Source organism: Winogradskyella forsetii (assembly GCF_013394595.1).
In the GTDB taxonomy this organism is placed as follows: domain Bacteria; phylum Bacteroidota; class Bacteroidia; order Flavobacteriales; family Flavobacteriaceae; genus Winogradskyella; species Winogradskyella forsetii.
The window spans coordinates 2,067,082-2,081,793 of record NZ_CP053348.1 but is presented as its reverse complement, the minus strand read 5'-3'; the positions used below and the strand labels follow the sequence as shown (position 1 = coordinate 2,081,793).

The following is a 14,712-nucleotide window of genomic DNA, read 5'->3' as shown; positions in this document are numbered from 1 at the left end:
GGTGTTGGTTTTAATTCTTTACTTTTTTCTCGGGGCAGAGAAGCAAGTAAAGAGAGGCTTAACTCTAATTAATTTTCGATTTTTACAATAGACATTTTCCCATTATATGGTCTGTCTCCTTTTGTTTTTAACGCTTCATTAGCATTTGCAATATTTTCAAATTTATCATAGAATATGTAATACTTACTGGTGTTGACATCATGGAAAAAATCGACGTTAGATCTACCAGAGGCAACTACATTGGTCACAAATTCATTTCTTTTATTTGTGTCGCTATGCACAGCTATGATGAGATAATAGCCACTTTCAACATTATCGATATTTTTTAAAATTTTAATGTTATTACCAAGTGCTTCCCCAAAATCAAAATCTTCTTCTGTTAATGGTGTTTCACTTAATTTGGTGGTTTGTTTTATGTTTTGCAACATTGCTCTATCTTGGCTATATCTATCTTCTTCATTATTAAAAGCAGCACGCTTAATACGTCTTCTTTTTTCAAACTCAGTCGCTGCTTTAATAGCTTGTAATTTTTTATCTAATTGGGCTTTGACTTCAATTGCTTTTAATTGTTCGGATTTTAAACGTTCTATTTCCTTTTTGTAAAACAAGTTGACTTCATCCAAAGCATACTCACCAACTTCAGTTCTTTCTTCATAAAGCCTATTTAATTCGTCAATCTTTTCACTTCGAGTTTTGATGACATTTTCTAGATCTGATTTAATGGCATTAAGCGTATTATTTTCCGCTGTAACACTTTTAAATGGTTTCGGTTGAACTGTAATTCCTTGGTCACTTAAATCATTTTCTTCTTTAAGGTCTTTAAGGTCTTGATCTTTTATATCAACGATATCGTTAAACTGCTTGAACAATTTATTTTGAACAACTTTAGAGGCCTCAGTGATCTTTGTTATACTTTGCATAGACTTGGCAAGCTCATCTGTTGGATTAGAAATAACATCTTCTTTTGCATTTTGCTCCGCTAATAGTTTCGCTTGAGCATCGGCTTCTGCTTTGGCTTTTTGCTCTGCTAATAATTTTGCTTGAGCATCCGTTTCTGCTTTGGCCTTTTGCTCTGCTAATAGTTTTGCTTGAGCATCAGCTTCCTCTTTAGCTTTTTGCTCTGCTAATAGTTTTGCTTGAGCATCAGCTTCCTCTTTAGCTTTTTGCTCTGCCAATAGTTTTGCTTGGCCATCAGCTTCCGCTTTAGCTTTTTGCTCTGCCAATAGTTTTGCTTGGGCATCAGCTTCTGCTTTAGCTTTTTGCTCTGCTAATAGTTTTGCTTGGGCATCAGCTTCTGCTTTGGCCTTTTGCTCTGCTAATAGTTTTGCTTGGGCATCAGCTTCCGCTTTAGCTTTTTGCGCTGCCAATAGTTTTGCTTGGGCATCAGCTTCTGCTTTTGCTTTTTGCTCCGCTAATAGTTTTGCTTTTTGCTCTTCTTCAAGTCTTGCTCTTGTTGCAGCTCTTGCTTCGGCCTTTTTATCTGCTTCAATTTTATCAAGCTCGGCCTGTACTTCAGCTAATTCTTTTGCTTTCTGTTCTTCTATTAACTGGGCTTCGGCTTCGGCTTCTTGTTGTGCGGTTTGCTGTTTTGCTAATTCTTTAGCTTGTTCTTCAGCTTTAGCTTTCGCCTTTTGTTCTGATACTAATTTTGCTTGTTCATTAGCTTCAGCTTCAGCTTTTGCATTTGAAACATTGGTTGCCAGTTTTGTTTCATTAGTTGTTCTACTAGTTGCTCTACGACTTGCTGTTCTAGATTTTGAAGACTTAGAAACACGACGTCTTTTGTTTCCACCAGAAAGAATACTGCTTACTTCATCTTCACGACTATAATCATAATAATTGTCATTTTTGAATCTATAGGCCAAGGTGATTTCATGTGATGATCCAAAATTGTTTAGGTCACCAAAGGCTCTTTCATAATTATATTCAATAGCAATTTGCTTTGTAATATTAATTCCGACACCTCCAGAAGCACCGTAAAGTGTATTGTAACCAACTTGTGCCCAAATTCCTTTTGGCACCGTTACCATAGCAACACCAGAGATGATGGTTTCATCTTTCTGAAAATCGGATCGTGCTAAAGCTGTAAATTTACTTTCGTCAAAAAAGCCTCTTGTACTCATGTAACCTGTGTACATAACATGTGCTTGAATACTTTGTTGCGGATTGTCTTCAATCATTGCTGAAGTTTCGAAATTATATAAGACCAAATTGTTAAATGAAAGACCGAAATCTAAAAACTCCGTTCCGTAATTAATACCAGGATTAATGGTCATTAGAAAATTCTCTGGTACATTCTGTAATGAAGGATCATCAAAATTGGTAACTACATTTCCTGTGTTTACGCCACTTTTATAAGCACCTATATTAATACCGAAAGTAAGATTGCTATCCTGACCTAATTTTGCATTGTAGGCAAAATTCAAAATACCACCAAAGGTGGTTAGTACGCCATAATTCTGTTGAAACAATCCTAATCCTGCTCCAATATTTTCCCCAAAACGTCCCGAAAAACTGGCGAGATAAGTGAGTGGCGCATTATCAAATTGTACCCATTCGCGTTTATTATAAATACTTATAAACTTGGTCTGTTCCCTAACAAAACTGAAAGTAGGGTTTATAGTATATCTATTAAATGTCAAAGAATTCCTCGTGGGAATTGCAAGCGAAACCACTCCATCATCTTCTTGAGAATGGAACGTCTGTATAGAACAGCTACATATTATTAATATCAAAAGATATTTTTTCATATCATTTCACTACGGTTATGGAACCTTTTTTTATTTCGTTATCAGTTGTGGTGATGATGTAATAATACACCTGACTGATGCTTGTTAAGTTTAAATCGTCTTCAGGCCAATTGTTTTGATAGTCATTGGTTTGTAAAACTACGTTTCCACGATTGTTCATAATAATGACTTCGGTATTTGTGCCACTTACATAAGCAGGTGGTATAATCCAGGTATCATTTATTAAATCACCATTTGGACTAATCACATTTGGAATTTTTTCAACATCAGGAAAAAGATCCAGCGCTTCTTCAATCGTGAACAAATATTCTATAGAGGCTTCACAACCTGTAGTTTCGGTAATGACTACTTTGTAATCGCCAAATTCGGTAGCTTCAAAAGCGGCATCAGTTGCACCTGAAATAGTTGAATCGTTTAAATACCACTCGTATGTTGGGTTTTGAGCTGTTGTTGTTACGCTGACTAATAATGATTCGTCCGCAAGCATTGCGTTATATTCAGGAACATCGATAGTACTTTCAAATAATTCGCTTACCAATTCTATAGAACCCGATGCAGAACAATCCCCTAAATCTACTTGAACTGAAAATGTGCCAGATTCATTGGTTTGGTACATTTGACTTGTAGCGTCAGGAATAATATTTCCATCCTTAAACCATTGATAGGTGTTTCCTCCAATAGTACTTAAAGTGGTAAACCCTTGTTCTGGGCAAAAAGGATTGCCTAAACTAGATGCAATAGTAGCATTGGCTTCGCCTGATACTGCTTCGCTAATGGTAACCCGATTAGAAAATGAATTAGAGGTACAGGTACCATAATTGGTTTCAACAAAATAGGTGCCATTAGTGTTTACAGAAAGTGTTGGCCCTTCTGCTACAAAAACAGATGTTGTAGGGCTCGTTTCTTTATACCAATTAAACGTTAGATTTGGATAGAGTAGTGGTGAGTCGTTTGTGCCACTACCAGGATTGTCAATAGTAAGTAAATAACTACCACCTGTACAGAAGGCTCCAGTAGAAACCAAATTGTTAATGGTAAAAGGTGAATCTTGTGTTTTGTAATAAGCAGCGAACGGAACAGATCTAGAACTTGTTGCTGCAGGTGAAGTACTTTTAATTCGGATTCGATAGTTTTCTCCAGCTGTAGTTTCAGGAAATGAAAAATTTAAAGTTGCTGGCGAAACCGTTATCTCTCCTGCTGCAGAAGTATAAATTATAGTAGGATCGGAAAACTCACCATCTGAATCAGATAGTTCTACTGTAAATTGGTTTGAAGCATTTAATAGCGATTCTGGTGAAAAAATAAAGGTAGCACTAAATGAGTTAAAAGACGCACTCGCACAAGCTTGGCTAAACCCTAAATTTGGCGCACCAATAACCATCTGCGCATTACCATATTTCGATGAAATAACGGCAAAAAAGCAAAATCCAATTATGAATTGAGTTAGGTAAGTAGGTTTAAGCATTAGTTTGGGGATTGTAGAGTTTTTCGTCTATACGCTATTTGGGGTTGGGTATATATTATAACTATAAATCAAATTGTATTTATTAATCATCCTCTTCATCATCAAATAAATCATTAGAAGCAATGATTTTATTAATTCTTAATCTAAAATCAGGATATCTACTGTCATGGGAATCGATAAAAGTTTCGGAATCTGGACCTTTGGAATATACATTATCAAAAGCTCTGCTTCCATACCAACTTTCTAAATCATCATTATTGGTATGATTTTTTAGAAAAATATTGCCCTTGCAATTGTTAAAATAAGAATATTCGAATTTTATCTTAGACAAGTTTTCATTGTTAATAACGATTTTCTCATCAAATATAACCGCTGGTTTAAAGCCAGAAATAACACTTTTACTCATTGTAAAAGTCACATCTGGACCGATAAATATAGCTTCTTGCACCAGTCCAACACTTATATCCGATTTTAAATCGTCACTTACATTGATCAATGTCATATTTCTAGCAATAACATTGGTTTCTTTCTTTGAACTATCTGCATCCTCTTTTAAATCATAGGAGCTTACGTATAAACAACGGGATCCATCAGGACTTGATATGTAAGGTGATCTAATCGCCAATGAATTATTAAGATTTGATTGAGCGCCATAATTAAAATTAAAGTCATTTTTATTAGATCTGTACGAAACGGCTTTTATTAAATCCACTTCACCACCTAAAATATTAAAGGAGTTACCTTGACAGTAACTAACCATAACTTTATCTATCTCAGTCTTTAGTCCAACTCCAGCTAAGGTAAGTCCACTAAAATTACCAAAATCCTTTGTCTTTTTTCCAGCAAACTCAATTCTAACATAAGATAAAATTCCAGAATTATCATTGGTATTGTCACCACCATAACTAATGTTTTCCGTGGATGAAGGGTTTAAACCATAGTTTAAAGAAGCAACCTTCCCAAATGTATTGATGGGTGCATTTCCAAGAATAAAGATGCCTCCCCAATCTCCGGGCTTTTTATCTGCTCTATTAGACGTAAAAATGATAGGGTCAGTTGGATTGCCTTCAGCCAAGATTCTAGAACCCTTACTGATTGTCAAAGATCCTTTAGTTTTATAATCACCAAGTATTACAGTACCAGCCTCTATTGTTAAAGTTGCACATTCTGTAACAAATACATCACCTAATAAAAGGTAGGTATTCCTTTTGGTCAATGTCGTACTTTCTGAAATGTTTCCTGTTAATATTTGTGTTGGTTCTTCATAGTTGGCATTATTGGGTTTGAAGTCTGTCCAAGTGTCCAACCAATTATTGTAACCAGTAATTCCTTTTTCTTGTTGGGCAACTAAATTACCGAACACTAAAAGAAAGAAAAGTGATGAGAGCGTAATTTTTTTCATAGTAGGTAAATTTTAAGTTTAGATTAATGAGGGCTTTTAAACTATATGACATCAAACATAACAACAATACCTATGAAACACAAATAATATCGACGAAATACACAATATTATTTTAATAACAAGTATTTACTTACAATAAAATGCTTTTTGTCGACATAATAAAGTGTTCAATAAAAATGAAGTATGAAAATGGTGGACTAAAAAAAAACCTTGCCTAATTATAGGCAAGGTTTTTAAAACACATATAAATAAATAAAACTAACTAATCCTTTTTAAAATCATCGTAAGTATGTAAGGCTTTTAAGGTAGATTCATAAAACAGAATTGCCGCAATTAAATCTGTGGTGTCAGAATAGGGCAAAATCGATTTTTGAAATTCAATTGTACTATCGAAATAGGCCGTAGAAGCATCGATATTATCTTCTAAAGCTTTCTTATTATCTTTTGTATCTGGAATTCCCAACGATTGCATAGTAACACCTGGTTTTGTAGCAAATGCAATATTTGGTAAAATATTTACAATTACTTCAATTCGTTCTATATAAAGAACAAGTAGATCGCCTTTTTTTAGCTTTTTCAAGTCTTCGCGACTGTGATATTTTGAGATATTTACTTTACCACTAATAATGCTTTGAGTCTCATTCTTTTTTTGAGCAAAACCCATGGAAATCATTAGAAAAAAAATAGCACAAAATAAAGTAGATTTGGTATTCATATTCACGCTTTTAAATTAATCTTAGTGCAACAAATCTATACAATTTATTAAATAAAACAACTTTATTTTGGCATTTTTAGTAAAAAATTTTCATATATGAAATACATATTTAAGGGTTAAACGGCGTGTTTACTGGATAAAGAGCATATTTTATCGATGAAATACTTTTTTAACTTCTATGCCATTTTTTTATTTTTTAGAGCCCTATTTTGATGAATTTTATAGAATTGGTTTCAATTCTTTACTTGTTTTTTGTCTTAAATTATCAAGAATATTTAATATAAATTAACCTATAAATTTTGATGTTTTTTCAAACAATTCACAGTCGTGTTTTTAAACGAAAATTGTTTGTAAAATAGAAGTTCTATGTTCAATAGTTTCTGAATAATCTAAGTAATTGGTTTTTTGCTATGTAGTAACCATTTAGATGCAAAATCCATAGTATTTCATCGTGAAAATTGGTTTCTATTATCGGTTCGTCGTAAAAATGGGACTTAGAGAAGATTTTTAAGGTATTCCTACATAAAAGCTTGAATTTTGGTATAACCTAAATGCTTATTACCATGAAAAATCTTCTTCTACTTTTTTGTTTAGTTTGTTTTTATAGTGCTATTAACCCTGTTATGGCTCAAAAATCAAACACTAATTCAGATTTTAACCTTCCTATATATGATCGCGCCGAGGACCAATTAAGAAACACGGACACCATACCCGATTTTAGATCTAAAACGAATCAATTGAAATTGACCGGTGTAATTTATCAAAGTGATGGTGTTACTCCAGCTAAAGATGTGATCTTATATATTGAGCAACCTAATGAGAATGGTGATTTTGAATTGAGAAATACAGGTGATGCGCGTTACGTATTGCATAGAAGTTGGGTAAAGACTGATGCCGACGGTAGATACACGTTTTACACCTTTATACCAGGAGGCGACAGAAGATTCAATCAATTGCAACAAGTACACCCAATAGTAAAGGAAGCTTCGAAAGAGGCTTATATCCTCGAAACATTTCTTTTTGAAGAAGACCCTTTGCTAACAAAAACATGTCGTAAGCGTATGGCGAAAAAAGGTGATCCGACTAGAATCTTAGCTCCGAAAGAAGTTGATGGTATGCTAGTTGCTGAGCGTAATATTGTTTTAAAAAGCTAAGAATTATTCAATTAAAATATTTCTGCAACGTCCTAAATTATTCTTTGGGACGTTTTTTTATGGGTTGCTAGAGTAGAGGCAGGTCGATGTTCTATCCTAATAAACTTTTGGAGAAAATATATAGCCGAAAAACTTATAGAGGTGTAAACCCTCGCTGCCGCACGATTGCATCGTGTGGTTTTTCGTCTCTTCCAAAATATTGAAACACAATAATATTATCAATAAGTCCCTGTCCGTCAGCATAATCTATTGCGCTGCTATACATATAATCTTCTGGCTTAAAAACTAAACCTGCTTCTACAGGATTGTTATGTATATAGTTTACCTTTTCTTGTATCACTTTATTGCTCCAGAGTTCAATAGGTCTATTATCATGTCTCCAAAACTGATAGTATTTAACATTAGAAGAATTTGAAGCTGCCTTTGCAAACTGCTCCAATAAATTTTCTTTTCTACTCTCTCTTGGGTTATCTGTAATTGCTTTTACAATTGCTTTACTAGTAAATCGCTTAAAATCTCCAAGTAACAATTCTGGCTTTTGCCCTTTTATACTTCTAAAAATTAAATGGACATGATTGGTCATAATGCACCAAGCAATGAGTTCCATACCTTTTTCCTTTTGGCAATAACTTAAACTTTCTATTACAATGTTCTTATACTCATTTCTTGTAAAAACATCTAACCAATATACTACTGCGAAACTTACAAAGTATAAACCTACTGGATTGTGGAATTTATAGTTTCGACTCATTGGTATTATTTTGATTTAGTGGTTAGTTGATTAATACCACACGATGCAATCGTGTGGCAGCAAGGTCTTTAATGCCAGCTTCTAAAATATTACCATTCTCGTCAGTTAGGTTTACTTTGCCTTTTTTCTTTAAAGGTACAACAGCAAAACAACATAATATTAGTGCTGTTTCTTTTTGTTTAACGATTTTTAAGCCATACTTAGTGAGTAGTGCCTTTGTTTTTTGCCGTTTGTTTTTCTTAGTAAAGAAAATCATTTTTATTAACTCATACCACACGATGCAATCGTGCGGCAGCAAGGTAATATTGTTTTAAAAAGCTAAGAAGAATAAGATATATAAAATTTATAGGACATCCTAAATGATCATTTAGGATGTTTTTTTTGTTTATATACAAGATATAATTCGATGGTTTCAACTTGAAATTAAATCCTCAAAATTCTATTTCTAACCCAAATTATATGTTTTCAGGTCGATTAAATATTTTACTTTTAAGACTTGAAATAACTGATCACAATGAGCAATCAAACCTTCCACTTAGGACTTTCCATGGCAGGAGCCGTATCTGCAGGAGCTTATACAGCCGGATTTATGGATTATTTACTCGAAGCCCTTTCGGAATGGGAAAAAGCCAAACAACAACAGGCCAATAATCCCAAGAGCAATATTCCCAACCATAAAGTTATTATTGATGCCCTTGGTGGCGCTTCGGCAGGAGGCATGGTTGGTATGATTGCCACACTCGCGCTTTATTCCGGTAATTGGACACCCGTAAAAAAAGTATCCAATAAAAAAACAGGTAATATCCTTTATGACAGTTGGGTATTTTTGGATGATGACCTTAGTCTTTATTCTGAAAAGGGTAGCGGAAAAGGAACTTTTGAAAAAATGCTCGATACGTCAGATATTGATCCAGAAGCCGGTGCACCTTCTCTTTTAAATTCTACACCAATTGATGCTATTGCAGAACGTGTTTTTAATGAATTACCGAAAGATTCAGGTATAGATAAACTACCAGAATTTATATCTAAGGATTTGCGATTGCTCATTACTTTAACAAGTCTTAGACCTTTGGATTATAAAGTGAAATTAAGTCGAATTAAGTCTAAGTTCTTGGATGAAACCCCATCACATCGTGTGAGTAGCCACGATGTTTTGGCGCATTTTAAATTAGATTATGACGACACAAAAGATTCGGGACTTTATTTGCCATTTCATCCGCATCATTTAGATTCAAGGAATTTTTTAATCAAGGTTACTAAAGCCACTGGTGCATTTCCTATTGGTTTAAAACCACGTTATTTTGATGATGAATTCTCGACGCGCTATCTAAATAACAGCTTGAAGATTCGGAAATCGCTCATTGAGGATCTGGATATTCTAATAGATGAAGGTGCAACGCCTAATTTTCAATTTACAGCTATTGACGGTGGCACCATAAACAATGAACCTTTTGATGAAGTGCTGAGACATCTCATTAAAAAACATGGTGCACCAGACTTGGAAAACCCTAAATTTGGTACGCTGCATATTGATCCGTTCCCTAATTTTTTCGACCCAGAACTAACGGATAACATCAATTACAAAGTGTCTAGTATTATGGGAATACTTGGTGCACTTGTGCCAACCATTCTGAATCAAGCACGTTACAAACAAACAGATACCTACGGGGTTGGTTTGTTTAAATTGATGTCGTTTCCTAGAAAATTAAAATCGGGTAAAATGGAAATAAGAGCGCATCCTCCTTTAGCGACGGGAGCAATAGAAGGTTTTGGTGGTTTTTTGGATATTAAATTTAGACAGCACGATTTTTTTCTTGGTCGGGATAATGCCCGGAATTTTCTAAGGGGCATTCTCTTTTTGGAATGTGATAAGGATGATCCTGATAATTTGTTTTACGGCGTTAGCGATGCAGCTATTGAAGAATTTAAAAGAAACGTAAAACAAGATGATGGCAGCGAGAAAGTCTATATGCCCATCATTCCAGATTTAAGTAAGATAGAAGGCGACACCAATCCTACGCGTTACGAAGTTGAAGAATTCCCTAAATTTAATAAAGATGCTTTTAGGAAACTTGAAAAGCCCATGAGAGCTAGGGTAAAGGCCATTTTAAAAGCAGAACTAAACGGAAAAATTGGAAGTTGGTGGTTACGACAGGTTGTTAGGATGTTCAGAGGTTCAATAGCCAAAAAAATTACCAAAATAGCTATGACACATATAGAGAAGGATTTTAAGAACAGAAAAATGTAATACTTTTAAATCAAGATTCAATTGCGTTCTTAATTATAGGTAATGGGTTAAGTCGTCTATGTTTTTATAATGTAATTACAGTTTAGTATATTTAAAACAAATTTAATAGATGTCAATCGCTCAACAATCCGCAACAGAAACCATAACAGAATCCATTTCCAATTATTATAATACCTTTCTTGAGGTTTTACCGCGTATAGCCCTCGGTATTCTTGTAATCATTGTAGGCGTCCTCATTGCAAAACTACTCACGAATATTTATAGAAGACGTATCCTAAAAAAAGCCAATGATCCCTTAATGGCAAGGTTTCTAGCGCAATCTATAAAAATTATCCTAACGCTCATTGCAATTTTAATAGCGCTACAGGTGGCTGGTTTAAGTGGAGTTGCAACGGGTATTTTAACGGCTGCTGGAGGCGCAGCTATTGTATTGGGATTTGCATTTCAGGATATTGGGAAAAACTTTTTGGCTGGAATTATTTTAGCTTTTAACAGACCTTTTAATATTAATGACACTATTAAAGTAGACGATTTATTTGGAAAGGTTAAAGCTTTAAATTTCAGATATATGCATTTGAAAACTTTTGATGGCAGAGATATCTATGTTCCCAATAGTGATGTCCTTACTAAGCCTGTTGAAAATTATACTGCTGACGGCTTCTTTAGAAATGATTTTGTAGTTGGTATTGGGTATGAAGATGATATTGATACTGCTAAACAAATAATTAATACCATTTTAGATCAAGATGAAGATATTGTTCACGACATAGACCATGAGAATTTTGTTTTTGAAGACGAACTTGCAGCAAGTACCGTGAATTTAAAAGTATTTTTTTGGGTAAATACACTGGATTATAGAAAATCAGCAATCATTGTAAGAGGAAATCTTATTAGGGAAGTCAAACAGAAACTCGAAGATGCTGGCATTAATTTACCTGCCGATATCAAAGAGCTTAAGTTATATGGTAATGAGAAAGATATTCCTTTACGCGTTATCCAAGATGCTGGTAATTCAAGTGAAAAAGGAAGAGATAAATAATGTTTTTATTATTTATGGATTGTAAAATGACAATGATTTTAAGTTACTATCAATTCTTGACTCGAACAGGTTTCAACTTAATCAATCCAAAAGCATCTAAAACCTTAATAATAAGATACGTGACATCAATTTCATACCATTTGAAGCCAAAATTAGCTCTGCTCGCATGTTTATGATGGTTGTTATGATAACCTTCTCCCATCATTAAAAAATCGAAACGAAACAGATTCTTACTCGTATTTTTCATCTTAAAATTCACATAGCCATAAATATGTCCAAACCAATTAATGATGACGCCATGGATTGGTGCCATTAAAAAAGTGATGGGTAACAATAACCATTGCCACCATGCGGTTACAAAGAAAGCGAAGAATAATATATACAAGGAAACCCAAAGCAATCTTGAAACACGGGAACTTGCGAAACGATCAAATCCTTTCCACTGTGGCACATTTTTCGTAAAACGCTGATCGATAGCAATACGTTGCTGATTGATGTCCTGATAAATAGTTTTCGTTTTCCACATCATGGCAAAAACATTTTCGTCGTAGGATGGCGAATGTGGGTCTTTTTCCGTATCCGTGTAAGCATGGTGCATACGGTGCATAATACCATAACCGTAAGCACTTAAATAACTGGATCCTTGAAATATCCACGTGAGCACAAAGGTTATACGTTCCATGGTTTTAGACATCGTAAACACTTGATGTGCGGCATAGCGATGCAAGAAGAACGATTGAAAAAATAAGCCTCCATACCAAAGCACTAAGACAAAAAGAATAATAATCATAACTTTTTTTTACAAAGTTAAGTGCATAATGCATGCCAAACAATGAACCTAGGTCAATAAATAAATTAACTGGTTGTAAACTTAAATTTGAAGACTTACAAATTACGACTTACTGCTGAGGGCAGAGACCTTTGCAACCCATACAACAACTTCAAGGTAAAAAGTAGTAAGCAACAGGTATAACCGTCCGAGTAAACTTTGCGTCTTAATGCCTTTACAAGAAAAATATATTTAGAACCAAAATCAAGAAACGATTATAAAAAAAATGGTCAACTTTAATCAGGGAAGTACACTTTAAAATCATTAAACGTTTAACCACATAAATGAAAGTAAAAACAAGTTTTCAAACCCGTTTCCGAATTCGACTTAAGGCTTGTGCAGTAACACCAATATAAGAACTGATGTATTTCAGCGGAATGTCTTTTAAAAGTTCTGGACGCTCTTTGAATAATTTCTTGTAGCGTTCCTCTGCGGTAAGATTCAACAAGTTTTGTTCGCGTTTAGATTTTAATAAGAAGAGACGTTCTGCGGTTAATCTGCCAATGAGATTACCGATTTGTGTGTTATTATAGACCAATTGCAAATCATTATAAGTGATGCTCAACATTGTGGTTTCCGTAAGTGCTTGCAGTTGGTAAGCTGAAGGTTTTTGTGTTAAAAAAGAGTCGTAAGCACTTATAAATTCATCTTTAAAACTAAATCCAAAAGTGATTTCTTTCTCAGGGTTTTCTTTGGGAATAAATAATCTAACCATGCCAGATTCAATAAATGAGATATGGTTTTCAATGCTATTGAGTTTTAAAAAAATAGCTTTCTTTTTAATCACGCGACGCTGAAGTTTGGACGTGAAATAATCCCAATCGGCTTCTGATATCGTTGCTATTTGATCTAAGTATGCTTTTATTTGTTCCACTTTAGCTGGTCGAGCCTTATGATTTCAGTAAAGGTTCTAAAGTTTCCCAAACCGTGTTCGCAATAATTTTATGGCCTTCAACAGTAGGATGTATCCCATCACTCTGATTGAGTTCTGCAATACCGCCAACATCTTTTAAAATAAATGGAATAAATTCCACATCATTCTTTTCAGCCAATTCTCTGTACATCGTTCGAAATTCGGTTGTGTAATCTTGTCCCATATTTGGAGGTAATTCCATACCCGCAAGGATAATATCGATTTTTGGACTTTTCTGCCTAACTTCATCTATAATCGCTTGCAGATTAGCACGTGTTTCGGTCAACGTGACGCCTCGCAAACCATCATTGGCACCAAGCTCTAATAAAAATATGGAAATTGGTTGTTTGAGCACCCAATCTATACGGCTTTTCCCTCCAGCTGTGGTTTCTCCGCTTAAACCCGAATTAACTACCGTATAATTCAAGCCTAACGAATCAATTTTTCGCTGTAAAACAGCAGGAAACGCATCTTTACTGTCCTCCAATCCCATACCAGCCGTAATACTATCTCCAAAGCATAAAATGGTTTTGGTTGTGGAAGTTTCTGTCAAAGGCTCATCAGATTGCTCTGCAGAGGATGTTTCAGGTGTGGTGTTTTCAGATTTATTGTTCCCACAGGCCAAGAGTAAAATGGCCATGATAAAATAACAAAACTTTAAGATTTTATGGGTGATTGCGATTGGTAAATATGACCGCAATTGTTTATTTTGAGCCTTCAACATAAGTTGTATCTAAATTAAAATATTAATATGCCAAATATATTAAAGATTACTGGGCTAGAAAAGACATATTCTAGTGGTAACAAACAATTAACGGTTTTAAAGGACATCACTTTTGAAGTTGAGAAAGGACAAACGTTTTCCATCGTTGGGCCTTCGGGTAGTGGAAAAACCACCTTGTTGGGATTGTGCGCAGGACTTGATGAGCCCAATTCAGGTACAGTTGAATTATGTGGACAGGATTTAAGTCGCTTAAACGAAGACCAACGTGCGCAGCTGCGAAATAAGGAAGTCGGATTTATATTTCAAAATTTTCAATTGTTACCAACACTGACGGCTTTAGAAAACGTAAGTGTTCCACTAGAATTACAAGGAAATTCCGATGCTATAAAGAAAAGTATGGAATTACTTGATAAAGTGGGTTTGGCAGACCGTTTTCATCATTATCCATCACAACTCTCGGGTGGAGAACAGCAGCGCGTAGCTTTGGCAAGGGCTTTTGCCAATTCGCCTTCTATTTTGTTTGCTGATGAGCCAACTGGTAATTTGGATGAGGAAACCGGAGAAAAAGTGATCAAATTATTATTCGATCTTAACAAAGAAGCTGGAACCACTTTGGTCATAATTTCACACGATTTGGACTTGGCCAACCGCACACAGCAAATACTAAGACTTAAAGGCGGAAAAATATTAACCAACCTTCGTACTGAAGCCGTTTAAATACA

General features: G+C 34.7%; 13 protein-coding genes. 4 read left to right on the top strand and 9 right to left on the bottom strand.

From position 1 onward, the window contains the following. Positions 1-68 precede the first annotated feature (68 nt). The 4 genes from HM987_RS09020 to HM987_RS09005 all read right to left on the bottom strand — a co-directional run bounded on the left by HM987_RS09020 (position 69) and on the right by HM987_RS09005 (position 6,332). The gene (locus tag HM987_RS09020; RefSeq protein ID WP_179007274.1) at positions 69-2,750 is read right to left on the bottom strand and encodes a PorP/SprF family type IX secretion system membrane protein; all 2,682 of its coding nucleotides are present in this window, start codon (positions 2,748-2,750) and stop codon (positions 69-71) included. Between the two features lies 1 nt (position 2,751). Then, positions 2,752-4,215: a T9SS type B sorting domain-containing protein gene (locus HM987_RS09015; protein WP_179007271.1), complete on the bottom strand. Its 1,464-nt coding sequence runs from the start codon at positions 4,213-4,215 to the stop codon at positions 2,752-2,754. Positions 4,216-4,297: 82 nt separating this feature from the next. Continuing rightward, the gene (locus HM987_RS09010) at positions 4,298-5,617 is read right to left on the bottom strand and encodes a hypothetical protein (RefSeq protein WP_179007268.1); all 1,320 of its coding nucleotides are present in this window, start codon (positions 5,615-5,617) and stop codon (positions 4,298-4,300) included. Between the two features lie 262 nt (positions 5,618-5,879). Next, positions 5,880-6,332, bottom strand: coding sequence for a hypothetical protein (locus HM987_RS09005; RefSeq protein WP_179007265.1), 453 nt, complete (start codon positions 6,330-6,332; stop codon positions 5,880-5,882). A 623-nt stretch (positions 6,333-6,955) separates the two neighbouring features. Here HM987_RS09005 and HM987_RS09000 point away from each other — a divergent pair. Beyond that, a complete protein-coding gene (locus HM987_RS09000; RefSeq protein WP_229724658.1) occupies positions 6,956-7,486 on the top strand; it encodes a peptidase associated/transthyretin-like domain-containing protein in 531 nt (176 codons plus the stop codon). A gap of 133 nt (positions 7,487-7,619) precedes the next feature. On the opposite strand, the gene HM987_RS08995 is transcribed toward HM987_RS09000, so the two are convergent. Beyond that, on the bottom strand, positions 7,620-8,237 hold the full coding sequence (locus HM987_RS08995) for an REP-associated tyrosine transposase (RefSeq protein WP_179007259.1): 618 nt from the start codon (positions 8,235-8,237) through the stop codon (positions 7,620-7,622). A gap of 22 nt (positions 8,238-8,259) precedes the next feature. After that, entirely contained in the window at positions 8,260-8,493 is a 234-nt protein-coding gene (locus HM987_RS08990) for a hypothetical protein (RefSeq protein ID WP_179007256.1), read from the bottom strand. Positions 8,494-8,751: 258 nt separating this feature from the next. On the opposite strand from HM987_RS08990, the gene HM987_RS08985 reads away from it, so the two are divergent. After that, positions 8,752-10,485 (top strand): patatin-like phospholipase family protein, encoded by a 1,734-nt coding sequence (locus HM987_RS08985; RefSeq protein ID WP_179007253.1) that lies wholly within the window; start codon positions 8,752-8,754, stop codon positions 10,483-10,485. 109 nt (positions 10,486-10,594) lie between these two features. Further along, positions 10,595-11,524: a mechanosensitive ion channel family protein gene (locus tag HM987_RS08980; RefSeq protein WP_179007250.1), complete on the top strand. Its 930-nt coding sequence runs from the start codon at positions 10,595-10,597 to the stop codon at positions 11,522-11,524. A gap of 49 nt (positions 11,525-11,573) precedes the next feature. Here HM987_RS08980 and HM987_RS08975 read toward each other — a convergent pair whose 3' ends face one another. From HM987_RS08975 to HM987_RS08965, 3 genes are all read right to left on the bottom strand, one after another. Further along, a complete protein-coding gene (locus HM987_RS08975; protein WP_179007247.1) occupies positions 11,574-12,314 on the bottom strand; it encodes an acyl-CoA desaturase in 741 nt (246 codons plus the stop codon). Positions 12,315-12,657: 343 nt separating this feature from the next. Beyond that, the gene (locus HM987_RS08970) at positions 12,658-13,227 is read right to left on the bottom strand and encodes a Crp/Fnr family transcriptional regulator (RefSeq protein WP_179007244.1); all 570 of its coding nucleotides are present in this window, start codon (positions 13,225-13,227) and stop codon (positions 12,658-12,660) included. A 16-nt stretch (positions 13,228-13,243) separates the two neighbouring features. Beyond that, positions 13,244-13,990, bottom strand: coding sequence for an arylesterase (locus HM987_RS08965; protein WP_179007240.1), 747 nt, complete (start codon positions 13,988-13,990; stop codon positions 13,244-13,246). A gap of 27 nt (positions 13,991-14,017) precedes the next feature. On the opposite strand from HM987_RS08965, the gene HM987_RS08960 reads away from it, so the two are divergent. Beyond that, positions 14,018-14,707: an ABC transporter ATP-binding protein gene (locus tag HM987_RS08960; RefSeq protein ID WP_179007237.1), complete on the top strand. Its 690-nt coding sequence runs from the start codon at positions 14,018-14,020 to the stop codon at positions 14,705-14,707. The last annotated feature ends 5 nt before the right edge of the window (positions 14,708-14,712 follow it).